The organism is Kutzneria viridogrisea DSM 43870 (genome assembly GCF_000525635.1).
In the GTDB taxonomy this organism is placed as follows: Bacteria; Actinomycetota; Actinomycetes; order Mycobacteriales; family Pseudonocardiaceae; genus Kutzneria; species Kutzneria viridogrisea.
This window is the reverse complement of the sequence record NZ_CP007155.1, coordinates 6,488,990-6,510,492: the sequence shown is the minus strand read 5'-3', so window position 1 is coordinate 6,510,492 and position 21,503 is coordinate 6,488,990. Positions and strand designations below refer to the sequence as shown.

Genomic DNA, 21,503 nt, shown 5'->3' with positions numbered 1-21,503 from the left:
TCACCATGTCGCTGACCGCCATCGAGCACTGGTACCTGACGCCCGAGGCCGCCGAGAAGGCGTTCGAGGTGATGCAGGAGATGGACGACATCCTGGAGGGCAACGCCCACAACAGCGCGGGCTGGGACGGCCACGCGCGCTTCTTCCAGAGCCACGAGGACCCCACACACGTCATCATGTACTACTCGTGGAGGAGCAAGGCCGAACACGAGCTGCTGCTGGAGTCGGAGACCGCGCTGCTCAAGGACTTCCTCGCCAAGTACTGCACCCGCGACCGCGAGGTCGAGTACGCGACAGAGTTGCCCGTCGATGTCTGAGCGCGACCGCGGCGACTGGACGCCACAGGAACTGGTCTCCGGGGGCCAGGCCCTCCTGCGGCGCCTGGCCGAGCACTTCGGTTCCCTCGACGCGCAGGCGGTACGACCGTCCGATGTGGACGTGGACCGGATCAGCGAGCCCTTCCTCGGGGCACTGCCGGAGCGGGGCCTCGCGTTCGAGGAACTGCTCACGAGGACCTGGGAGCACGTGGTTCCGGGCCTGACCCAGTGGAACCACCCCCGCCACCACGCCTACTTCAGCAACAGCTCCAGTGCCCCCGCGATGCTCGCGGAGCTGTTCACCGCGGCGTTCAACGTCAACGTCATGGTCTGGGAGTCGGCCCCCTCCGCCGCGGCCGTGGAGCGGCAGACCCTTGCCTGGCTGGCGGAACTCTGCGGCCTCGACTGGCCCGAGGGTGACGCCGTGCTCGTCGACGGCGCCTCCCTGGCGACGTTCTACGCGCTGTGCGCCGCCCGCGAGCGCGCGGGACAGCACGCCTGGCGCGAACACGGTGCGTCCGGGGGCCCGAGGGCGAGGATCTACTGCTCGGACCAGACGCACAGCTCCATCGGCAAGGCCGCGATCGCGCTCGGCGTCGGGCTGGACAACGTAGTCCAGATCCCCGCGCCGGAGGGCGTGCTGCCGCCGACGGAGCTGCGCGAGGCGATCCGGCGGGACCGTGACAGGGGATTGTTCCCGCTGGCGGTCGTGGCCAATCTCGGCACCACCAACGTCGCCGCGATCGACCCCGTCGAGCAGATCGCCGAGGTGTGCCGCGCCGAGGCCGTGTGGCTGCACGTGGACGCGGCCTTCGGCGGGTTCTGGCGGATCGTTCCCGAACTGGACGAGGTGCTGCCCGCGATCAACGGGGCCGACTCGGTCGTGGCGAACCCGCACAAGGTGCTGTACTGCCCCATGGAGGTCAGCGCGCTGTTCTCCAGGCACCCGCGCGGCCTGATGGACACCTTCTCCCTCGTACCGGAATACCTGCGCACCCCGACCGAGGACGACCGGCTCGACCACATGAACTACTCGTTGCAGCTCGGCAGGCAGTTCCGCGCGCTCAAGGTGTGGTGGGTGTTGCAGTCCTTCGGTCGCCGCGGGCTCCGGCAGCGGCTTGACCACACTGTGTCCCTTGCCGGGCAACTGGTCGCCAACATCGAGCGGAGCGAGCACTGGCGCCTGGCACACCGGTCACCGCTGCCGCTCGTGGTGATCACCTATCACGACCCGAGCCGCACCCCGGAGCAGTGCGACCGCATCGCCGAGGCCGTGCACCGGCACGTCAACGACACGGGGGCCTGCGCGATCTCGCACACCCGGTACCAGGGCCGCTACGCGCTGCGGATGTCGATCGGCAACATCCACACCGACAGCCGCCACATCGCCGCGCTGTGGGACGCCGTGGTGCGGGCCGAGGAACTCGTCGTCGAAGGAGTTGGTCATGGAGCCCGTGACACTGTCGCCCACAGTGGTTGACACCGGCGACTACCACCGCCGAGCCGCCGCGGCCGGGGTCGTCGGGCGGTGGTCGACCGCCAACGAGAACCTGCCGTGGAAACCGGAACCGCGGTCGGTCGCCCACCACTGGAGTTACGGCACACTGCGGCCGCTGGCCGTGGAGGCCACGCGCTTCGTGCGCGGTGAGAACGGTGCCCTGCGCGTGCTGACCCTGCTCAACCCCGGGCACCCCGACCACGAGGCCGCAGCGGGAAACCTGTACTCGGGCCTACAGGTCCTCGTGCCCGGTGAGGACATGCACAGCCACCGTCACTCGCCGACCGCCATCCGGTTCGTGCACGAGAGCGAGGGCGGGTGGACGGCCGTGGACGGTGAGAAGAACTACCTCGATGCCGGTGACGTCGTGCTCACCCCGGCGATGCTGTGGCACGAGCACGGCAACGACGGCACCGACGAGGTGGTGTGGCAGGACTGCACCGACGACCCGCTCGTCACCGTGCTCGCGGCCAACCACTTCGAGCTCTTTCCCACCAGGAGCCACCTGGCCGGGGCGCACGACACCGGTGCGGCAGGCGTGCTGCGACCCTCGCACGGCACCCACCCCGCGGGCGCGCTGCACTACCCGTGGGCGAAGACGCGAGCACAGCTCGCACGTGCCGACGTGGCCACACGCGGATGGGCCGAGTTGCGGCTGACCGACGTCACCGGCCGCCATGACGTCAGCCGCACCACCGCGGCTCGGTTCCTGGCCGTGGCGCCCCATGCCCGCACGCCCTCGCACCAGCACACCGGGGCGGTCGTGCTGATCGTCGCCAAGGGAAGCCCCACCGTGCACGTCGAGGACGTGGCACACGCGGCAGCGCAGGGTGACACCGTCGCCGTGCCCTCCTGGTCCCGCTGGCGGATCGACAACCCGGCCGAAGAGGACTGCGTGCTGTTCGCCTACGACGAGACCCCGCTGCTGCGCAACACAGGCCTGTACCGCAACGCCGCACAGGAAGAGGCATCCCCGTGACCACCATCGCGATCCTGCTCGCCTCCGCCGACTCGCTCACGCTCAACGATGGCGAGACCTACTCGTGCGGCTACTGGGCCGAGGAACTCGTCGGCCCGTGGCGCCTGTTCACCGAACAGGGCGCGACGGTCCTCGTCACCACACCCGAAGGCCGCAAGGCCACAGCAGAACCCGCCAGCCTCGTACCGGAAACCGCCTCGCTGAGCCAGCAGGACTGCGATGACATAAGGAGTTTCCTCGACGAGCACGCAACCGAGTTGGACGCTCCAGTTGCCGCGAGCCAGCTGGATCTCTCCGCTGTGGCTGGGATCTACGTTCCGGGCGGGTACGCGCCCTTGGCGCAGCTGCACGACCACCCCGAGGTCGGCACGCTCGTCACGGCGGCACGGGAACGGAGTGTGCCCATCGCCACCGTGTGCCACGGCGCCGCGGCCTTGTTGGCGTGCCGCACGGCTACGTCGCCGTGGCCCTACGCGGGGCAGACGATCACGAGCTTCTCCGACGCCGAGGAGAAGACCGCTGGGATGCTGGGCAAGCTGACGTGGACCCTCGAACAGGCCCTGCGCGAAGCGGGAGCACACCACCAGAGCGCGGAGCCGTGGAGCGAGAACCTCACTGAGGCCCCAGGGCTGATCACCGGGCAGAACCCGGCCTCCTGCATCGGGGTTGCCAAGGCGCTGCTGCGACAGGTCCGATAGCACCAGCTCGCTGCCCGACCGTCCTGGATCACCGGGGTCCATCGGGCCGATCACCGCGAGCGGCCTTCCGAGGTCCGCGCCGCACGAGGACAATTCTGGTCAGAACCAGGAGTCCGCCTGCCGCCAGAAGTGGATTCGCATCCCGTGCAACGAGGCGAGGAGGAGTAAGGACATGCGGATCAACCTCCGATCTGCCGGATCCCGGCTGGTAGCACTCGCGTGCTCGGCGCTGACCGCGTGCGTGGCGGTGGGGCTGGGCGCTGCTCCGGCACACGCCAGCTCGTGGGGCGCGCCGCAGGCCGTCACGGCCTGGAACGTGGTCAACGGCAGGTGGACGGCCAACAACGAACTGGAGACCTACACGCCGGACTGTGTCTGGTACGAGGGGTCCACGCTGATCATCAAGACCTACAACGCGGGCAACGGCAACTACTACTCCGGCCGGGTCGAATCCAGGGACCTGTACGGCTACGGCACCTACAGCTTCACCGCCTCCATGCCCAGCGGGCGCGGCCTGCTCTCGGCCGTGTGGGGCGCCTTCCTGAGCCCGTGGCTGCCGGAGATGGACGCGGCCGAGATCGTGGGCTCCGATCCCAACACCGTGTACCAGACCTTTCACGACTGGAACAACGCCCAGACCCAGTGGAACCGCACCAATCCGGGGGGCTGGGCCAACAACGTCCACAACTACTCGTTCACCTGGTGGCCCGACCACATCGACTTCTCCGTGGACGGGTCCTTCACCGGCACCAAGTGGTACACGATCGGCACCGGGGCGAAGTTCCACTTCATCGTGAACACCGCCGTGGGCGGCGACTGGCCGGGCAACCCCGACTCCTCGACCTGGGCCACCGCCGACGGGGCCAGGTACCTGAAGGTCTCCGCGATCACCTACACCCCGTACTACCCCTGACGGACGGTCCGCACTGAGCTGCCGGGCAGCGCCCCAGGCACTGCCCGGCAGCATCTTCAGAGCGGACCGGGCTTCGACCGGGGCCAGGGACGATTCTGGACGCCCGCGAGGTGCTGACCGCGCTTGCAGCGAGCATGGGATCGCGATCGGCACCGCCCGGCCCGATGGCACTGTCGCCGAGGGGACCGCACCTCGGGACACCGCACTAGCTCACGGTGATGGTCCTGGAATCGGTGACCGGGGGTTGCGGGGACACTCCGACCTGGGTGAGTGTCACGAACACGTCGGCGGTGTCGCCGCGGGCGAAGGAGCCCGTGATCGCGGGAACCCGCACGATGTCCTCGTGGGTGACGTCGTCACAGCGCACCTGCCTGTTCACGGTGCCGACGCCCAGACGCGTGCGGTCGATGACCGTGATGTTGAGGGTGCCCGTGTTGTCCGCGCTGCACGCCGTGACGACATACGCGGCTACCACCTCGGAGCTGATGAAGGTGAGTTGATTGAGGTGGGCGACGGGGGAACTGGCTTGGGCGGAGCTGGCGTGGGCGGAGCTGGCGTGGGCGAGTGGGACGGTCGGACCCAGGAGTCCGGCTGCGACGAGGGTCGGCGCGCCGAGGCAGACCGCGAGTCGGGTTCGTGTCGGCCGTGATCGGTTCATTAGGTGTACCTCTTGCTGACAGAAGTGGATCGACTGTCGAAACTTGTTCCGCTGGTTTTGGTGTCGAAATTCTCGGATGCGGCACAGGTTTGCCGCCAGGCTCGCCTCGGCAGGTCGAGTAGAGGCCACAATTTTTGCGCCAGCCGACACGAGTGGCAATAGTCCGTTTGGGTAACCGCGTTCAATGAGAAACAAGTCCGTGACAGATAAACGCACTGCTGTGTACTCAAAATCGTGGCAGGTACATGTCATTGACGGTTTCGTGCCGTGCGATTGAGTGGGGGCCGTCACCACCGCCGGTACCCGGGTGTGGGTCTGGCCATGTGCGCAACGGGGGCGGCGACCGGTGTGGTCGCCGCCCCCGTTGCGTGTGGGTTCAGCAGTACAGGTTGTTGCCGGGGGCCACGCCCAGCACCGAGGTGATCTGCTGGTAGGCGTTGACCCGGCTCTGCACCTGGCCGGGGTTGCCGCCGTTGCACTCCAGGCTGCCGTTGATGCTGCGGATCGTCTCACCGAAGCCCGCGCCGTTGACCATCGCGTTGTGCGGGGTCATCGTGCCGGGACCGTTCTGGGTGTTCCAGTACCAGAGGCCGGTCTTCCAGGCCACGGCCGCGTCGTTCTGCACCAGGTTCGGGTTGTTGAGCAGGTCGATGCCCAGTGCGTCGCCCGCGGCCTTGTAGTTGAAGTTCCAGCTCAGTTGGATCGGGCCGCGGCCGTAGTACGCGGCCTGTCCCGCCGGGCAGCCGTAGGGCTGGTTGTAGTCGCAGTAGTGCGGGTAGTTCGCGGTGTTCTGCTCCACGATGTAGACCAGGCCGCCGGTCTCGTGGCTGACGTTGGCCAGGAACGCCGCCGCCTCCTGCTTCTTGACCGTGTCGCTGCCGGTGTTGGCGAATCCCGGGTACGCGCTCAGCGCGGCGACCAGACCGCTGTAGGTGTAGAAGGAGTTGCGGCCGGGGAAGATCTGGTTGAACTGGGCCTCGCTGACCACGAACCCGCCCCCGCCAGGCGGGTTGGGGTTGCCGCCGTCGCAGGTGTAGGGCGACCAGTACCAGGTGCTGATCGTCGGGTCGTAGCCCGGGTTGTCGTGGGTGGCCTGGTAGTAGTTGCCGTTGGTGTAGCGCACGATCGCGCCGGTGCTGTAGTTCTGGCCCGCCACCCAGTCGGGGTAGTTGCAACCGCTGCCGGGCTGGGGCGGGGTCGAGCCGCCGCAGGCACCCTGGTCGGCCCAGACCTGGGCGCTGCCCGGTGCCTCGTTCTGGGTCCACCACTTCGCCGACCAGTTGTGCCCGGCGTAGGAGGCGGCGGTGCCGCCGACGTAGACCGCGCCCGAACTCCACGGCGCGGCGCAGGTGGCCGCGCTGGCCTGGGCGGACGGGATGATCACGGCGATGGTGCTCGCGGCGAGCAGGGTGAGCGCGCCGGCGAGGAGTCGTCGTAGGGACACGAGATCACTCCTTTTGTGCTACAGGGGTGCACAAGCCAGGGACGTCGCGGTACCCGGCGGGAGTGGCGGCTGCGCTGGGCCCATCCTCGTGGCTGGGGCCAGTCAACCCGATTGGTCTATACCAGTCAAGGGTGTGAACGGGGCTAGTTGCGCGCGCCCCGGGGGAGTTCCGGGTGGCCGAGGCGGCTGAGGAGCAGGTGCTCGATCTCCGCGCGGCACGCGTCGAGATCGATGTCCTCGTGGAGCATCGACTCGAGCGCGACCCCACGCAGCATGGCGACGATCACGGTCGCCAGGCCGTGCGCGTCGACGGAGGCCGGGAACTCCCCGGTGGCCACGCTGTGTTCGACGCCCTTCGCGACCTCGTCGCGGAACAGGCGGTCGGCGGACACCATGGCCGGGCGCACGTCAGGCGAGGCCGTGGCCACCGCGTCGGCCCACAGTACGAGGCGCGCCCGGTGCAGGGGCGGGAGCGCGGCGGCGATCGTGAAGTACGTGTGGACCAGTCCGCGCAGTTGGTCCATGGCCGATTCGGAGCGGGTCTGCGCCAGGACCGCCTCCCGGAACCGCTCGGTCACGGTGTCGACCAGCCGTTGCATCAGCGCGGCCTTGGAACCGAAGTGGTGGGTCGCCAAACCGCGGCTGTACCCCGCCCGTTCACCGATGTTCGCCAGCGTCACCCGGGACGGGCCGATCTCGCCGATCAGCTCGGCCGCCGCCTCCAGTAGGCGCCGCTCGGCATCGGTTCGCCGATCCTGCTGGGACCGGCGGGAGACGGCCTCGTCCCGGCTCATGAACGCTCCTCCACCGGTGGGTTGATCACTTGATCCCGAAGGCCTTGGCGAGCAGTTCCGCGTGCCCGGTCTGGTTCACCAGGCTGGCGGTGTCGAAGTAGATGCGCTCGTTGGTGATGCGGTCGCCTTCGAAGAAGAACACGGCGATGACCGGGACCCGGAACGCCCTGCCGGTCGGCGGCATGCCGTAGAGCTCGCCGAGGTTGGTGCCCAGCAGGTCGAACTCCGCGATGATCGTCTCGTCGGCGACGTGCAGCCGGACGTTGTCGTGGCGCTGGTCGGGGAACGCCCGCCGGGTGCTGGTGTAGTAGCCCATCACCTCCTCGTCCCCGTCGAAGACCTCGCCGGTGGGCATGATCTCGTAGCGGGGGTGCCCGTTGAACGTGGTCAGGGTGTCGTCGAACCGGTGGGCCACCTCCGTCTCGAAGTGCTCCTCGATGATCTTGAGGCGGCGTTGGCGCAGGTCCTCGTCAATCATGGCCGTCTCCTCCTGGGTACGCGCTCGTGCTCGGGGCGGGGAGTGGCGGCACCCGCTAACTTGCTAGTTGGCCAACAAGTTAGTTGGAGGGGCGGGTGCTGTCAAAGTGGCGGTCGCGTTGGTGTCAGGACGGAAGGTGGGCGAGCAGGCTGCGGCGTGCGGAGTCGACGTGTTCCTCGGCCCGCTGGGCGAGCACCTCGCGCGGGCCGGAGCGCAGGAGCGCCACCAGTTCGCGGTGTTCGTCGACCACCCGGGCGCTGTAGTGCTCGTACCCCAGGGCGACACGGCGGAGTTGGAACAGGTAGAGCTGCGACCGCACGGCGTGCCACGCGCTGGTCAGCCGACGGTTGCCCGCGATGTCGTAGATCTTGTCGTGGAAGGCGATGTCGAGGGCGAGCAGCTGTGGCCCCGAACTCTGCCCGGCGAGCTCCGAGGACATCGCGTCGACCAGCGCGTCGAGCTCACCGAGCTCGTGGGTGCTCGCGTTGGCCCGTGCGGTGGTGCTGGCCAGCCGGTCAAGGGCTGCGCGCAGGCCGTAGACCTCCTCGACGTCCTCCGCCGTGACCTCGATGACCGTGGTGCCGCGGTGCCACGCGCTGTGTATCAGGCCCTCGCGTTCCAGCAGGGCCAAGCCCTCGCGCACCGATCCCCGGCTGACGCCCAGCGAGGCCGCGAGGTCGACCTCGCGCAGCGCTGATCCGGGCGGGAAGTGCCCGGCGAAGATCGCCTCACGGACCAGGGTGGCGGCCTCGTGCGCGAGACCGCGCCGGGGCGCCTTGGGTAGCGGTGCACCAGTCATGTCCTAATGTTGACATTCGGACATGGCCTGCACAAGATGGCAGGACCCCACCCCGAAGGAGCCACCTGATGGCCGTCCGCCCTGCTGTCCACCTGGCCATTCCCGTCGACGACCTGTCCGCCGCCCGCCGCTTCTACGGCGGTGTCCTCGGCCTTGACGAGGGTCGCTCGACGGATCACTGGATCGACTGGAACCTGCACGGTCATCAACTGGTGACCCACCTGGCCGCCGATCGGGGCAGTCGGCAGCTCAGCGAGGTCGACGGGCACCCCGTGCCGATCCCGCACTTCGGGCTGCTGCTGCCGGTCGAGCAGTTCCACGCGCTCGCCGACCGGCTGCGCGCGGCGGGAACCGACTTCGTCCTGCCGCCCTACCGCCGCTACCCCGGCCAGCCAGCGGAGCAGTGGACGATGTTCTTCCACGACCCGGCCGGAAACGCGCTGGAGTTCAAGGCATTCCTGGACCAATCACAGGTGTTCGCGCGATGAGGCGGGTACTGGTCACCGGCGGTTCCCGCGGCATCGGCCGCGCGGTCGCGCTGGCGTTCGCCGAGCGTGGCGACCGCGTGGCAGTGCACTGTGCCACCAACCGCGTCGATGCGGAGAACACCGTGGATCAACTGCCCGGTGCCGGGCACACCGTGCTCGTGGGCGATCTCGGTGATCCCGAGGTTCCCCAGCGGATCGTCGAGGATGCCGTGACCGCGCTGGGCGGGGTCGACGTCTTGATCAACAATGCGGCCGTCGCGCCGACCCCCGACAACGAGCACCGGGTAGCCGTGGTCGACCAGCCCGAGTGGCAGCGGGTCTGGCGCCGCATGGTCGAGGTGAACCTGCTCGGCGCGGTGAACCTCACCTACGGCGTCGCGCGTCACCTGATCGGCCGCGGCGCAGGGGGCAGCATCATCAACATCGGCTCTCGCGGTGCGTTCCGCGGCGAGCCCGAGTTCCCCGCCTACGGGGCCAGCAAAGCCGCTCTGCACGCCTTCGGGCAGTCGATGGCGCTCGCGCTCGCCCCGCACGGGATCTCAGTGGCTTCGGTGGCGCCGGGCTTCATCGGCACCGAGCGCCAGGCCGCCAAACTCGCCGGGCCCAGCGGTGCGGCCCTGCGCGGCCAGAGCCCCTTCGGTCGTGTCGGCACCGCGGAGGAGGTGGCCTCCGCCGTGCTCTACCTGGCCTCACCCGAGGCCCAGTGGGCATCCGGCGCCGTGCTCGACCTCAACGGCGCCTCCCATCTCCGGACCTGAGGCCGAGGTTCCCGCCGCACCTCGAAACGTAATTGACGACAATCGTGAACTGGCCCAAGCTCGAACGGAATCGTGGACTCGGCACGTCGATGCGATTTCATCCGGATTTCATCGGCCCCTGCCAGGCTCTGAACCGTGGCACGACGACCACTGGGGGCTGGGCGCTTCGTCATCAGGAGCTGAGGGGTTCGACGCTGAACGGAGTCGCCGACTGGGGCCAACTGCCGTCCGGTCGTCGGTCGCGCACACGTGACCTATTCACACGATGCGAGAGGATCGCACCTGTGGCAACCACACCAGCGAGACACCCTGTGTCCTCGCGGAGAATGCTCGCCACCGCACTCGCGGTGTTCGGCATGGTCTTCGGAGTCATGGCGTCGCCCGCAAGTGCCGCACCCGCGCCGAACACCGCGGCCGGCGTGCTGGACCAGGTCACGTTGACCTCGGTCAGCAACGGCCGCGGCCTGGACGTGCAGAACGGCAACCCCGGTGACGGCTCGATCATCGTCACCAACTCGGCGCCCGGCCACGACCAGTCCTGGCGGATCAACTCCGGGGCGTCCAACTCCTCGTTCACCATCGTCAACAACACCACCAACAAGTGCATCACGGCGGGCCTTCCACTGCGGCAGCAGCCCTGTGACGGCCGCGCCGGCGAGAAGTGGTACTTCCAGCCGGTCGCCGGCTCCGCGCAGAAGGCGTTCATGATCCGGCAGGAGAGCGGTGACGCCTGCCTGGACGTGGTGCTCAACGCCCAGTACGACGACGCGTGGACCCAGACCTACAGCTGCAACGGCTCGGCGGCCCAGCAGTGGACCCTCCCGTCCGGCGCCTACACGGCGGCGTGGAACATGGCCGTGGACCACGCGGCGGCCCGGTGCGCGAAGGACACCTCGACCTGCTCGTGGAGCAAGGCGGTGCAGGCTCCGGCGGCGCCGCTGCCGAAGGTGTGCGTCTCGCCGGTCTGGTACAACGGCACTTCCGCGCCGGTGCCGTGGACGTTCACCCTGAACACGCACACCGGTTGGTCGAGCACGATCGGTTTCACCCTCTCATCCACGCTCAGCGGCGGTGCCGAACCGGCACTGCAGGCCACGGTCGCCACCACGATCACCGGCTCGGTCACCATGGACATCAGCAAGGACCTGGGCAACAGCCTGACCGTGACGGTGCCGACCAAGGAGTACGGCTGGGTGGCGTTGGCAGAGCTGGCGACCAAGGTCACCGGTAACTGGACGTTCGACGCACAGGGCTTCGCGTGGACCGCCGACGACACGATCACCGTGCCGCTGCGCAACGACGCCAGCGGCGGCGCCAGCATCTACGTCGCGCAGACCAGCCCGAAGTTCACCTCCTGCGACTCCTAGCCGAGTTCCTGATCGTGGTGAGGCATGGCCCCTGGTCGGGATTTTCCGATCAGGGGCACCGCCACGTTGTCCGGGGCCGTTCGTGCCCCGGTCCTCCGCAGCAGGAGAAGCGCCACTCCTGTCAGGACGATCCCGACCGCGTAAGCGGTGACGAGCTGACCAATCCGGTTGGCGAAGTTGCCCGCCGATGGCGGTACGAGGACGGCGAAGATCGTGACGAGCGCGGCGAGCCCGCTCAGCGCACGTCCCGGCGGCAGGCTCGCGGCCAGGGGAATCACCGCCCACAGCAGGTACCACGGCTGCACGACCGGACCGAGCAGGACGACCAGGCCCAGCATCATGCCCAGGGACGCGACCTGGTCGATTCGTCCGCGCAACTGCCTGTGCAGCACGAACGCGATCCCGCACACCATCAGGACGTAGCCGACGAACCTGCCAACACCGATCGCGGTCTGGGTGATCTGCGCACCGAAGACCGCGCCGACCCCACCGGCCAGGAACCCGACCCAGTTCGTGGGGGCCATCCAGCTGTTGACCTGTCCCGGTGTGCCCAGTGCCTGCGACCAGCCGAACCCGAGGCCGGTGAGCAGTGAGATCAGGGTGGACACTCCAGCGAAGACGAGAACCATGCTCGCAGCAGCGAGAAGGAGGTCACTGACCCTGCCGCCACGACGGCGCGCGAGTGCGGTCCCCACCGCGGCCAGTGCGACCAGTGCGGGCAGTTTCACCTGTGTCCCCAAGGCGATGAGCACGACACCGAGTAGGAGGGGCCGCCACTTGATCTGTTGCTCGATCGCCTCGACGGTGATGGCGGTACCGGCAAGCAGGAGGCCCATCATCAGGGAATCGTTGTGGACACCGGCCACGAAGTGACCAAGCACCAGCGGATTGAGCACGCCGAGCCAGAGCGCGGTGCGCCGCGGAACCCCGGCGGCGGTGGCGAGCCTGGGAGTTGCCCACAGCACAAGGAGTAGCCCCAGGACCTCCACGAGGCGGTGCAGGATGATGCCCTGCACGATGTCGCCTGCCGATGCCTGGGCGATCAGCCGCTCGATCGCACCGAACAGTGGGCCGTAGGGCGACGGGGTGTCGCGCCAGTAGACCCCCACCCGTTCAACGATCTCAGAACTCGCACCGAGTCCACTTGCGGGACCGACCAGGTACGGGTCGAGGCCTCGTGCGGCGATCTCCCCCTGTGCCAGGTAACTGAACACGTCATTGCTGAACAGCGGCGGAGCGACCACCAGCGGGGTGCACCAGAGCAGCAGTGTCCACCGCAGCCAGCGACCGTTCGGCGGGGTCCGGCTCGTCAGGACGACGCGGCCGAGCAGTGCCCACGACAGCACCAGCAGTCCGGCCCCGGTGACTGAGGCGGCAAGTGGCAGTGTTGTCGCGTCGGGCATCGAGCGCGCCACGGCCAGACCGGCCCAGGAAGCTCCGGTGAGCAGGAGGGCAGCGCCGAATCCGCTCCAGCGAAGCAGATCGCCCGGCACAAGTGGTCCCGGCCTGCTTCCGTTGGCCTTTCCCGACACGGCGAGGGACGCGAGCGGATTTCGATCCCTCGCCGAAGGCGGCATCTGTTCTCCGACCGACGAAGTGGGCAGTCCAACTTGCGAGACGACGAGCCTATAGGGTCTGCTGGATGAGCGATCCCAAGCCCGTCGTGTGGCTGCTCACCGGGTTGCCTGGTTCGGGGAAGACCACCTTCGCGAAGGCGTTGGAGGCTGCTGGCGGCGTGGTCCGCTTGTCCGTGGACGAGGAGATGACGGCCCGGCACGGGCGGCTCGGCAAGGACCACGCCGAACATGAGCATCTCGCGCTCCAGGCACCAGTGATCCAGGAGGTTCGGCGTCGGCTCGTCGAGCTTGTGCGGGAAGGCCATTCAGTCGTGCTGGATCACGGGCTCGGCACTCGGGCGAGCAGGGATGACTACAAGCAGCTGGTCACTGAGCACGGCGCGGAGTGGCGGCTGGTCCATTTCCAGGTCGCGCACAGCGAGCTGCTGCGGCGCCTGGCGCAGCGCAACACCCAAGCTGAGTACGGGGTGATCTCGCCCGAGACGCTCGCCTGGATCGCCGAGAACTCCGAACCTCCCACAGGCGAGGGCGAGGAGCCACCGAGTGGTCGGCAGCCGCGGCGACGTCCTTGATCCCCGGCGCGCGGGACCCGGCCTCGCCCGCCGTTCTCGTGGTCATCGGGCCTCCTGGCTGAAACGTATCAAACTCAGTGGCCCCTGTCGTTGACTTTGCTTCCAGATGCGGGCTAGCGTCACGGCGCCAGGCTTGAAACCTTTCAATCCGGAGGTCGCGATGATGCGGCAGAACCCGGGTCCCGCGCCCCTGCTGGAGGTGCGGGACGTCTCGAAGTCCTTCGGTGCGGTCGCGGCGGTCGCCGGGGTGTCCTTCCCGCTGTACGCGGGAGAGGCCCACGCCTTGGTCGGCGAGAACGGCGCGGGCAAGTCGACCATCGTGAAGATGCTCGCCGGGGTGCACCGCCCGGACACCGGCACGCTCGTGCTGGACGGCGCGCCCGTGGACTTCGGCAGCCCGGCCGAAGCCAGGGCCGCGGGCATCGCGGTGATCTACCAGGAACCCACGCTCTTCCCGGACCTCTCGGTCGCGGAGAACATCGTGATGGGCCGCCACCCGAGGGGCAGGCTCGGCATGATCGACCGCGCGGCCGTCCGGGCCGAGGCCGAAGGGCTGTTCTCCCGGCTGGGCGTGCGGATCGACATCGAGCGGCCGGCGCGTGGGCTGTCCATCGCGGACCAGCAGATCGTGGAGATCGCCAAGGCCCTCGGCGCGGACGCCCGGCTGCTGATCATGGACGAGCCGACCGCGGCGCTGAGCCTGGTCGAGGTCGAGCGCCTGTTCACCGTGGCCGGGACGCTGCGTGAGGAGGGCGCGGCGATCATGTTCATCTCGCACCGCTTCGAGGAGATCACCGCGCTCTGCCAACGCGTGACGGTCATGCGCGACGGCAGGCACGTCTCCACGGACCCGATCGACGACCTGACGGTCGAGGAGATGGTCCGCCGAATGGTCGGCCGTGACCTGGACGCCCTGTTTCCCAAACAGGAGGTCGAGCCCGGTGCGGTCGTGCTCGAGGTCGAGGGCTTGGCCAGGCAGGGCGTGTTCCGGGACATCTCGTTCTCGGTCCGGGCGGGCGAGATCGTCGCCCTCGCCGGACTGGTCGGATCCGGGCGTTCCGAGGTGGTGCAAGCAGTGTTCGGAGTGGACGAACGAGACGCGGGATCCGTGCGCCTGAACGGGAAACGCCTGCGCGCCGGTTCGCCGAAAGCCGCGATGGCCGCCGGGATGGCGCTCGTGCCGGAAGACCGGCGCCAGCAGGGCCTGCTGATGGACCTGTCGATCGAGCGGAACGTGAACCTGCCCCGCTCCGGCGCGTTGGCCAGGCTCGGATTCCTGTTCGGCGGGGGAGAACGGCGTGAGGCCCGGCGCTGGACCGAGCGGCTGCGCACCAGGTACGGCCGCCTGACCGACGCGGTCGGCACGCTCTCCGGCGGCAACCAGCAGAAGGTCGTGCTGGCCAAGTGGCTGGCCACCGACCCGCGGGTGTTGATCGTGGACGAGCCGACCCGGGGTATCGACGTGGGCACGAAGGCGGAGGTGCACCGGCTGATGTCGGCACTGGCCGCCGAAGGGGTCGCGGTGCTGATGGTCTCCTCGGAGCTGCCCGAGGTGCTGGGCATGGCCGACCGGGTCCTGGTCGTGCGGGAAGGCCGGATCGTCGCGGAGATCCCACGCGCCGAGGCCACCGAGGACTCGGTCATGTTCGCCGCCATGGGGCAGGAGGCCGCCGCGTGAACGCGACCAAAGCGGCCACACCGCGTCGGCGGATGGCCGCGCCCCAGGCCATCTTCAGCACGGTGTTCAAGGCCCGCGAGTCGGGCATCGTGCTCGCGCTCATCCTGTTGATCGCGTTCACCGCGACCCGGAACTCACGATTCCTGTCGGCGCAGAGCATCCGGGACATCCTGCTGGGCACCGCGATCCTGGCCGTGCTCGCGGTCGGGCAGGCGATCGTGATGATCACCCGCAACATCGACCTGTCCGTCGGCTCGGTGCTCGGGCTCTCGGCGTTCGCGGTCGGTTCGCTGCTGCGGGACAACCAGGGCGTGCCGGTGATCGTGGCCCTGCTGGCGGGCCTGGTCCTCGGCGGTGCCTGCGGTGTCCTCAACGGGGTCCTGGTCCGCTTCGGCCAGGTGCCCGCGCTCGTGGTCACGCTCGGCACGCTGTACGCGTTGCGTGGCGTGAACTACCTGTGGGCCGGTGGTCAGCAGATCAACGCGGACAGGCTGCCCGGGTCCTTCCTGGACTTCGGCAACCAGGCGATCCTGGGCGTGCCGTGGCTGGTGCTGATCGGACTGGTCGTGCTGGTCGTGGCCACCATCGTGCTGCGCGGTTACCGGGCGGGCCGGGAGCTGTACGCGATGGGCTCCAGCCCGCAGGCGGCGGAACTGGCCGGCATCAAGGTCAGCCGCAACACCATCGCCGCGTTCCTGGTCAGCGGCGCGCTCGCGGGGCTGGCCGGAGTGTTGTTCGCCGCCAGGTTCGGCACGATCGACGCGGCCGCGGGAACCGGGTACGAACTCAACGTCGTCGCCGCGGCCGTGGTCGGGGGAGTCGCGGTGTTCGGCGGCAGCGGAACGGTGTGGGGAGCGGGCCTGGGGGCCCTGCTGCTGACCGTCATCGGCAGCTGCCTTGCGGTGCTCGACATCAACCAGTTCTGGCAACAGGCCATTGTCGGCGCACTGATCCTGCTGGCCATCGGCGCCGACCGGCTGGTCGCCTCCCGGGTCGCCAGGGCACTGCGGAAGAGGGATTCCCATGTCTGAGGCCGCACTGTCCGAACCGGCACTGACGCGCGGCCGGGCGTCCTGGGCGCAACGCCTGGCGAGTTGGGACACCGCGGTCATCGTGCTGGCCGTCCTGGCCCTGCTGATCGCCTCCGGCGCCGTGCACAACTTCGGCACCAGCCGCAACTTCACGTTCCTGCTGCTGGACCTGCTGCCGGTGGCGCTGGTCGCGCTGCCGATGACCTTCGTCATCGTGACCGGCGAGATCGATCTGTCGGTGGCCAGCACGCTCGGCCTGACCTCGGCGGTGATGGGTCTGCTCTGGGACAGCGGCCTGAGCATTGAGACGATCATGCCGCTGTGTGTCGTGCTCGGCGCGGTTCTCGGTGCTCTCAACGGATTCTTCGTCACCGTGCTGAGACTGCCCTCGCTGGCGGTCACGATCGGCACGATGGCGCTCTACCGCGGCCTGGCGCTCGTCGTGCTCGGCGACCAGGCCGTCGCGGGCTTCCCGCGGTCCTACACCTCCTGGGTCACCGGCACCGTCGGTGGCGGGGTCGTCCCCAACCTGCTGATCCCGCTTGTGGTGCTGGCATTGGCTTTTGGCCTCGTCCTGCACGCGACACCGGTGGGCCGCAAGGTGTACGCGGTAGGGGCGAGCGAACAGGCGGCGCGGTTCGCGGGCATCCGGGTGCGGCAGCTGAAGTTCTGGCTGTACGTGGTCAGCGGCGCGGTCGCCGGCCTGGCTGGCGTGCTGTGGACGCTGCGCTACTCCAGTGCCCGCGCCGACAACGGCTTCGGGATCGAGCTCGCGGTCGTCGCCGCGGTGCTGCTCGGGGGTGTGTCCATCTTCGGTGGCAAGGGGACCCTGCCCGGCGTGCTCGCCGGTGCGGTCCTGCTGGCCACGGTGCAGAACGCACTGCGCCTGCAGGACGTGTCGAGCGAGGCGCTCAACATCGTCACCGGCGCGCTGCTGATCATCTCGGTTCTCCTGCCCAACCTCGTGACCTCGGCCAGGGCCGCCGTGCGCCGACGGCGGGCAATGATCCAGGAGGGTAAAGGGTGACGACAATGACCAGTCGACTCCTCGCCGGTGTTCTCGTGGCCGGGCTGGTGGGCAGCCTCGCGGCATGTGGTGGCACCACCAAGGACTCCGCGGGCGCGAACTCCGGCGGCACGCAGTCCACGGCCACCGCCGACCCGAACGCGGCCGCCAAGCAGGGCGTGAAGATGGCGTTCCTGCCCAAGCAGCTCAACAACCCCTACAGCGACATCGAGGTCAGCGGCGGCAAGACCGCGCTGGCGGAGCTGAAGGGCGAGTACAAGCTGGTCGGCCCGAACGACGCCAGCGCGTCCTCGCAGGTCAGCTACATCAACACGCTGATCCAGCAGCAACAGGACGTGATCGGCATCGCGGCCAACGACTCGAACGCGGTGTGCCCCTCGCTCAACCAGGCCCGCGGCGCCGGGGTCAAGGTCGTCGCGTTCGACTCCGACGCGGCCAAGGACTGCCGGGACGTGTTCGTCAACCAGGCCAGCACGCAGGGCATCGGCGACAAGCTGGTGGAGCTGGCCTCGAAGCTGGCCGGTGGCTCCGGTGAGGTCGCGATCCTGTCCGCGACGCCGAACGCCACCAACCAGAACGCCTGGATCGAGGTGGTCAGGGCCGACCTGGCCAAGCCGGAGCACGCGGGCCTCAAGCTGGTCAAGATCGCGTACGGCAACGACGAGGACCAGAAGTCCTTCCAGGAGGCCCAGGGGCTGTTGCAGTCGTACCCGAACCTGAAGGTGATCATCTCTCCGACCACCGTGGGCATCGCTGCGGCCGCGCGCTACCTCTCCTCCTCCAGCTACAAGGGCAAGGTCGCGCTGACCGGCCTGGGCACGCCGAACCAGCTGCGGGAGTACGTCAAGAACGGCACCGTGACCGAGTTCGCGCTGTGGAAACCGGCCGACGTCGGCTACCTGGCCGCCTACGCGGGGGTCGCGCTGGCCTCCGGCCAGATCACTGGCGCCCAGGGCCAGAAGTTCAAGGCCGGCAGGCTCGGCGAGTACACCATCGGCGCGAACGGTGAGATCGTGCTCGGCCCGCCGACCGTGTTCGACTCCGCGAACATCGACAACTTCACGTTCTAGTGAGCAGGTACTGCTTGTGTCGCCAGGTCAAGCCGGGGCGGATGGCCGGGCCCTCCGCGGAAGGATGTGATCGACTTGCCTGACCTCGCCCAGGTGAAGGCAGCACTGCGGGCGCAGCGGATCGAGACTCCCTCGTGGGGCTACGCCAACTCCGGTACCCGGTTCAAGGTGTTCCCCCAGGCCGGGGTGCCGCGCAGCCCGGAGGAGAAGATCGCGGACGCCGCGACCGTGCACCGGTTCACCGGCGCCGCCCCGAGCGTCGCGTTGCACATCCCTTGGGACAAGGTCGAGGACTACGGCGCGCTCGCTCGGTACGCTCGCGGCCTCGGGGTGGCGATCGGTGCGATCAACACCAACGTGTTCCAGGACAACGACTACAGGCTCGGGTCGGTCACCAACCCGGATCCGGTGATCCGCCGCAAGGCCACCGACCACCTCCTCGAAGCGATCTCGATCATGGACCTGACCGGGTCGCGGGACCTGAAGCTGTGGTTCTCCGACGGGATCAACTACCCCGGCCAGGACGACATCCGCGACCGGCAGGACCGGCTGGCGGCCGCGCTGCGGCAGACCTACGACCGACTCGGCGAGGACCAGCGGATCCTGTTGGAGTACAAGCTGTTCGAGCCCGCGTTCTACGTCACCGACCTGCCCGACTGGGGCACGTCCTACGCGCACTGCGTGGAACTGGGTGAGAGGGCGACGGTGTGCATCGACACCGGGCACCACGCCCAGGGCACCAACATCGAGTTCATCGTGGCGTTCCTGTTGCGGCAGAACAAACTGGGCGCGTTCGACTTCAACTCCCGGTTCTACGCCGACGACGACCTCATGGTGGGCGCGGCCGACCCGTTCCAGCTGTTCCGGATCATGAACGAGATCGTCCGGGCGGACGCGCTGGACCCGGCGTACGGCATCAACTTCATGCTCGACCAGTGCCACAACATCGAGGCCAAGATCCCGGCGATCATTCGGTCGGTGATGAACGTGCAGGAGGCCACGGCCAAGGCCCTGCTGGTCGACCGGGACGCACTGCGCGAGGCCCAGCAGGAGGGCAAGGTCCTGGAGGCCAACGCGGTGCTGATGGACGCCTACAACACCGATGTGCGGCCGTTGCTGGCCGAACTGCGTGCGGAGGACGGCCTCGACCCGGACCCGATCGCGGCCTACCACCGCAGCGGATACCAGCAGCAGATCGAAGCCGAGCGGGCCGAGGGCCGGCAGGCGGGGTGGGGAGCATGAGCATTCCGGCTGAACTCGTCGCACGGAGCAACGCGCTGGGCGCTGATCCGCGCAACACCAACTACGCCGGCGGCAACACCTCGGCCAAGGGGACCGCGGTGGACCCCGTGACCGCGGAGCCGACGGAACTGTTGTGGGTGAAGGGGTCTGGCGGGGACCTGGGCACGCTGACCGAGTCCGGCCTGGCGGTGCTGCGGCTGGACCGGCTGCGTGCCCTCGTCGAGGTCTACCCGGGCGTGGACCGCGAGGACGAGATGGTCGCGGCGTTCGACTACTGCCTGCACGGCCGGGGCGGAGCGGCGCCGTCGATCGACACCGCGATGCACGGCCTGGTCGACGCAGCGCACGTCGACCACCTGCACCCGGACTCGGGGATCGCGTTGGCCACGGCTGCCGACGGCCGGAGGCTGACTGAGCAGTGCTTCGGCGACAGGGTCGCGTGGGTCGACTGGCGGCGGCCAGGTTTCCAGCTGGGCCTGGACATCGCGGCGGTCAGGAGGGCCAACCCGCGGGCGATCGGCGTGATCCTGGGTGGGCACGGGATCACCGCTTGGGGTGACACGTCCGAGGAATGTCGGCGCAACTCCCTGGAGATCATCCGCAGTGCGGAGGAGTTCCTGGCGCAAAGAGGTTCCGCTGAGCCGTTCGGCGCGGTCGTTCCCGGGTTCCAGGCGTTGCCCGAGGTGGAGCGGCACGCGCGCGCTGCCGTGCTGGCGCCGGTCATCCGTGGTCTGGCATCGACGGATCAGCGACAGGTTGGGCACTACGACGACTCCGGTGTCGTGCTGGAGTTCCTGTCCCGCGAGAAGCTGAAGCTCCTGGCCGCGCTGGGTACGTCCTGCCCGGACCACTTCCTGCGCACCAAGGTCCGGCCGCTCGTGGTCGACCTGCCCGCGTCCGCGCCCATCGAAGAGGTCGTCGCCCGGCTGAAGGAGCTGCACTCGGCCTACCGCACGGACTACGCGGCCTACTACCAGCGGCACGCCACGCCCGACAGCCCGGCCATGCGCGGCGCGGACCCGGCCATCGTACTCGTGCCGGGCGTGGGCATGTTCTCGTTCGGCAAGGACAAGCAGACTGCTCGGGTCGCGGGCGAGTTCTACGTCAACGCCATCAACGTCATGCGCGGCGCCGAAGCGGTGTCGACCTACGCTCCGATCCCGGAAAGCGAGAAGTTCCGGATCGAGTACTGGTCCCTGGAAGAGGCCAAACTCCAGCGGATGCCCAAGGCCAAGCCGCTGGCGGGCCGGATCGCGCTGGTGACTGGCGCCGGTTCGGGCATCGGCAGGGCCATCGCCGAACGCCTCGCGGCCGAAGGCGCCTGCGTGGCCGTCGCCGACCTCAACGCCGACACCGCGGCCGAGGTCGCCAAGGGCATCGGCACGACGGACAAGGCCATCTCGGTGATCGCCGACGTCACCGATGCCGCCGCCGTCCAGGCCGCTGTGGACGCGACCGTACTGGCGTTCGGCGGTATCGACCTGGTGGTGAACAACGCCGGGTTGTCGATCTCCAAGCCGCTGCTGGAGACCAGTGAGGAGGACTGGGACGTGCAGCACAACGTCATGGCCAAGGGCTCCTTCCTGGTGTCCCAGGCGGCGGCCAGGGCCATGGTGGCGCAAGGGATCGGCGGCGACATCGTCTACGTTTCGTCGAAGAACTCGGTGTTCGCCGGGCCCAACAACCTCGCCTACGGCGCCGCCAAGGCCGACCAGGCCCACCAGGTCCGGCTGCTGGCCGCCGAACTCGGCGCGCACGGTATCCGCGTCAACGGGGTCAACCCGGACGGCGTCGTGCGCGGCTCGGGGATCTTCGCGGGTGGCTGGGGCGCGCAGCGCGCTGCCGTGTACGGCGTGCCCGAGGAGAAGCTGGGCGAGTTCTACGCCCAGCGCACGATCCTCAAGCGTGAGGTGCTGCCCGAGCACGTCGCCGCGGCGGTGTTCGCACTGACCGGCGGCGATCTGACCCACACGACCGGTCTGCACGTGCCCGTGGACGCGGGTGTCGCAGCCGCTTTCCTTCGCTGACGCAGGAGAGAGAGCATGATCGACACCCCGGAGCCTGGTCTGGAGGGGATCACCCCGCGCAGGGCCCGCATCGGCCTGGTCGCCGACC

At 68.8% G+C, this 21,503-nt stretch carries 21 protein-coding genes; 15 read left to right on the top strand and 6 right to left on the bottom strand.

Annotated elements, in window-relative coordinates; genetic code table 11:
- Window positions 1-5: 5 nt before the first annotated feature.
- The 5 genes from KALB_RS28745 to KALB_RS28725 all read left to right on the top strand — a co-directional run bounded on the left by KALB_RS28745 (window position 6) and on the right by KALB_RS28725 (window position 4,405).
- Window positions 6-317: a hypothetical protein gene (locus KALB_RS28745; protein WP_030110766.1), complete on the top strand. Its 312-nt coding sequence runs from the start codon at window positions 6-8 to the stop codon at window positions 315-317.
- Window positions 310-1,797 carry a pyridoxal phosphate-dependent decarboxylase family protein gene (locus KALB_RS28740; RefSeq protein WP_025359138.1) on the top strand — a complete coding sequence of 496 codons (1,488 nt, stop codon included), beginning with the start codon at window positions 310-312 and terminating at the stop codon, window positions 1,795-1,797. Before KALB_RS28745 ends, KALB_RS28740 begins: the two co-directional genes overlap by 8 nt.
- Entirely contained in the window at window positions 1,763-2,794 is a 1,032-nt protein-coding gene (locus KALB_RS28735; RefSeq protein WP_025359137.1) for a cupin domain-containing protein, read from the top strand. Before KALB_RS28740 ends, KALB_RS28735 begins: the two co-directional genes overlap by 35 nt.
- A complete protein-coding gene (locus KALB_RS28730) occupies window positions 2,791-3,492 on the top strand; it encodes a type 1 glutamine amidotransferase domain-containing protein (protein WP_025359136.1) in 702 nt (233 codons plus the stop codon). The genes KALB_RS28735 and KALB_RS28730 overlap by 4 nt, the downstream gene beginning before the upstream one ends.
- A gap of 172 nt (window positions 3,493-3,664) precedes the next feature.
- Window positions 3,665-4,405 carry a glycoside hydrolase family 16 protein gene (locus KALB_RS28725; RefSeq protein ID WP_025359135.1) on the top strand — a complete coding sequence of 247 codons (741 nt, stop codon included), beginning with the start codon at window positions 3,665-3,667 and terminating at the stop codon, window positions 4,403-4,405.
- 205 nt (window positions 4,406-4,610) lie between these two features.
- On the opposite strand, the gene KALB_RS47010 is transcribed toward KALB_RS28725, so the two are convergent.
- From KALB_RS47010 to KALB_RS28700, 5 genes are all read right to left on the bottom strand, one after another.
- Entirely contained in the window at window positions 4,611-4,880 is a 270-nt protein-coding gene (locus tag KALB_RS47010; protein WP_148309705.1) for a hypothetical protein, read from the bottom strand.
- A gap of 559 nt (window positions 4,881-5,439) precedes the next feature.
- A complete protein-coding gene (locus KALB_RS28715; RefSeq protein ID WP_025359133.1) occupies window positions 5,440-6,507 on the bottom strand; it encodes a glycoside hydrolase family 19 protein in 1,068 nt (355 codons plus the stop codon).
- A 143-nt stretch (window positions 6,508-6,650) separates the two neighbouring features.
- Entirely contained in the window at window positions 6,651-7,301 is a 651-nt protein-coding gene (locus KALB_RS28710; protein ID WP_025359132.1) for a TetR/AcrR family transcriptional regulator, read from the bottom strand.
- A gap of 25 nt (window positions 7,302-7,326) precedes the next feature.
- On the bottom strand, window positions 7,327-7,779 hold the full coding sequence (locus KALB_RS28705; RefSeq protein ID WP_025359131.1) for an ester cyclase: 453 nt from the start codon (window positions 7,777-7,779) through the stop codon (window positions 7,327-7,329).
- 124 nt (window positions 7,780-7,903) lie between these two features.
- Window positions 7,904-8,578 carry a GntR family transcriptional regulator gene (locus KALB_RS28700; RefSeq protein WP_025359130.1) on the bottom strand — a complete coding sequence of 225 codons (675 nt, stop codon included), beginning with the start codon at window positions 8,576-8,578 and terminating at the stop codon, window positions 7,904-7,906.
- 68 nt (window positions 8,579-8,646) lie between these two features.
- Here KALB_RS28700 and KALB_RS28695 point away from each other — a divergent pair, with 68 nt between their 5' ends.
- From KALB_RS28695 to KALB_RS28685, 3 genes are all read left to right on the top strand, one after another.
- Window positions 8,647-9,066 carry a VOC family protein gene (locus tag KALB_RS28695; protein WP_025359129.1) on the top strand — a complete coding sequence of 140 codons (420 nt, stop codon included), beginning with the start codon at window positions 8,647-8,649 and terminating at the stop codon, window positions 9,064-9,066.
- Window positions 9,063-9,824 carry an SDR family NAD(P)-dependent oxidoreductase gene (locus KALB_RS28690; RefSeq protein ID WP_025359128.1) on the top strand — a complete coding sequence of 254 codons (762 nt, stop codon included), beginning with the start codon at window positions 9,063-9,065 and terminating at the stop codon, window positions 9,822-9,824. Before KALB_RS28695 ends, KALB_RS28690 begins: the two co-directional genes overlap by 4 nt.
- Before the next feature lie 326 nt (window positions 9,825-10,150).
- On the top strand, window positions 10,151-11,191 hold the full coding sequence (locus KALB_RS28685; RefSeq protein WP_025359127.1) for an RICIN domain-containing protein: 1,041 nt from the start codon (window positions 10,151-10,153) through the stop codon (window positions 11,189-11,191).
- Here KALB_RS28685 and mptB read toward each other — a convergent pair.
- A complete protein-coding gene (gene mptB / locus KALB_RS28680) occupies window positions 11,188-12,684 on the bottom strand; it encodes a polyprenol phosphomannose-dependent alpha 1,6 mannosyltransferase MptB (RefSeq protein ID WP_025359126.1) in 1,497 nt (498 codons plus the stop codon). The two genes, KALB_RS28685 and mptB, sit on opposite strands and share 4 nt — an antisense overlap.
- A gap of 149 nt (window positions 12,685-12,833) precedes the next feature.
- On the opposite strand from mptB, the gene KALB_RS28675 reads away from it, so the two are divergent.
- The 7 genes from KALB_RS28675 (at window position 12,834) to KALB_RS28645 (ending at window position 21,415) form a co-directional block, all read left to right on the top strand.
- Entirely contained in the window at window positions 12,834-13,340 is a 507-nt protein-coding gene (locus tag KALB_RS28675; protein ID WP_025359125.1) for a P-loop nucleotide/nucleoside kinase family protein, read from the top strand.
- Window positions 13,341-13,500: 160 nt separating this feature from the next.
- Window positions 13,501-15,018 (top strand): sugar ABC transporter ATP-binding protein, encoded by a 1,518-nt coding sequence (locus tag KALB_RS28670; protein WP_025359124.1) that lies wholly within the window; start codon window positions 13,501-13,503, stop codon window positions 15,016-15,018.
- On the top strand, window positions 15,015-16,049 hold the full coding sequence (locus tag KALB_RS28665) for an ABC transporter permease (protein WP_025359123.1): 1,035 nt from the start codon (window positions 15,015-15,017) through the stop codon (window positions 16,047-16,049). The genes KALB_RS28670 and KALB_RS28665 overlap by 4 nt, the downstream gene beginning before the upstream one ends.
- Entirely contained in the window at window positions 16,042-17,076 is a 1,035-nt protein-coding gene (locus KALB_RS28660; RefSeq protein ID WP_148309703.1) for an ABC transporter permease, read from the top strand. The genes KALB_RS28665 and KALB_RS28660 overlap by 8 nt, the downstream gene beginning before the upstream one ends.
- Before the next feature lie 5 nt (window positions 17,077-17,081).
- A complete protein-coding gene (gene rhaS / locus KALB_RS28655) occupies window positions 17,082-18,146 on the top strand; it encodes a rhamnose ABC transporter substrate-binding protein (protein WP_025359121.1) in 1,065 nt (354 codons plus the stop codon).
- A 66-nt stretch (window positions 18,147-18,212) separates the two neighbouring features.
- Complete coding sequence (gene rhaI / locus KALB_RS28650) at window positions 18,213-19,388, top strand: L-rhamnose isomerase (protein ID WP_025359120.1); 1,176 nt, start codon at window positions 18,213-18,215, stop codon at window positions 19,386-19,388.
- Window positions 19,385-21,415, top strand: coding sequence for a bifunctional rhamnulose-1-phosphate aldolase/short-chain dehydrogenase (locus KALB_RS28645; RefSeq protein ID WP_025359119.1), 2,031 nt, complete (start codon window positions 19,385-19,387; stop codon window positions 21,413-21,415). The genes rhaI and KALB_RS28645 overlap by 4 nt, the downstream gene beginning before the upstream one ends.
- The last annotated feature ends 88 nt before the right edge of the window (window positions 21,416-21,503 follow it).

Bases quoted from the DNA above. Each gene is read 5' to 3' on its own strand.
- KALB_RS28695 (WP_025359129.1), top strand. From the start codon at position 8,647: ATGGCCGTCCGCCCTGCTGTCCACCTGGCCATTCCCGTCGACGACCTG.
- KALB_RS28725 (WP_025359135.1), top strand. From the start codon at position 3,665: ATGCGGATCAACCTCCGATCTGCCGGATCCCGGCTGGTAGCACTCGCG.
- rhaS (WP_025359121.1), top strand. From the start codon at position 17,082: ATGACCAGTCGACTCCTCGCCGGTGTTCTCGTGGCCGGGCTGGTGGGC.
- KALB_RS28685 (WP_025359127.1), top strand. From the start codon at position 10,151: ATGCTCGCCACCGCACTCGCGGTGTTCGGCATGGTCTTCGGAGTCATG.
- KALB_RS28670 (WP_025359124.1), top strand. From the start codon at position 13,501: ATGATGCGGCAGAACCCGGGTCCCGCGCCCCTGCTGGAGGTGCGGGAC.
- KALB_RS28740 (WP_025359138.1), top strand. From the start codon at position 310: ATGTCTGAGCGCGACCGCGGCGACTGGACGCCACAGGAACTGGTCTCC.
- KALB_RS28745 (WP_030110766.1), top strand. From the start codon at position 6: ATGTCGCTGACCGCCATCGAGCACTGGTACCTGACGCCCGAGGCCGCC.
- KALB_RS28645 (WP_025359119.1), top strand. From the start codon at position 19,385: ATGAGCATTCCGGCTGAACTCGTCGCACGGAGCAACGCGCTGGGCGCT.
- KALB_RS28735 (WP_025359137.1), top strand. From the start codon at position 1,763: ATGGAGCCCGTGACACTGTCGCCCACAGTGGTTGACACCGGCGACTAC.
- KALB_RS28710 (WP_025359132.1), bottom strand. From the start codon at position 7,301: ATGAGCCGGGACGAGGCCGTCTCCCGCCGGTCCCAGCAGGATCGGCGA.
- KALB_RS28675 (WP_025359125.1), top strand. From the start codon at position 12,834: ATGAGCGATCCCAAGCCCGTCGTGTGGCTGCTCACCGGGTTGCCTGGT.
- KALB_RS28700 (WP_025359130.1), bottom strand. From the start codon at position 8,578: ATGACTGGTGCACCGCTACCCAAGGCGCCCCGGCGCGGTCTCGCGCAC.
- KALB_RS28690 (WP_025359128.1), top strand. From the start codon at position 9,063: ATGAGGCGGGTACTGGTCACCGGCGGTTCCCGCGGCATCGGCCGCGCG.
- KALB_RS28660 (WP_148309703.1), top strand. From the start codon at position 16,042: ATGTCTGAGGCCGCACTGTCCGAACCGGCACTGACGCGCGGCCGGGCG.
- KALB_RS28705 (WP_025359131.1), bottom strand. From the start codon at position 7,779: ATGATTGACGAGGACCTGCGCCAACGCCGCCTCAAGATCATCGAGGAG.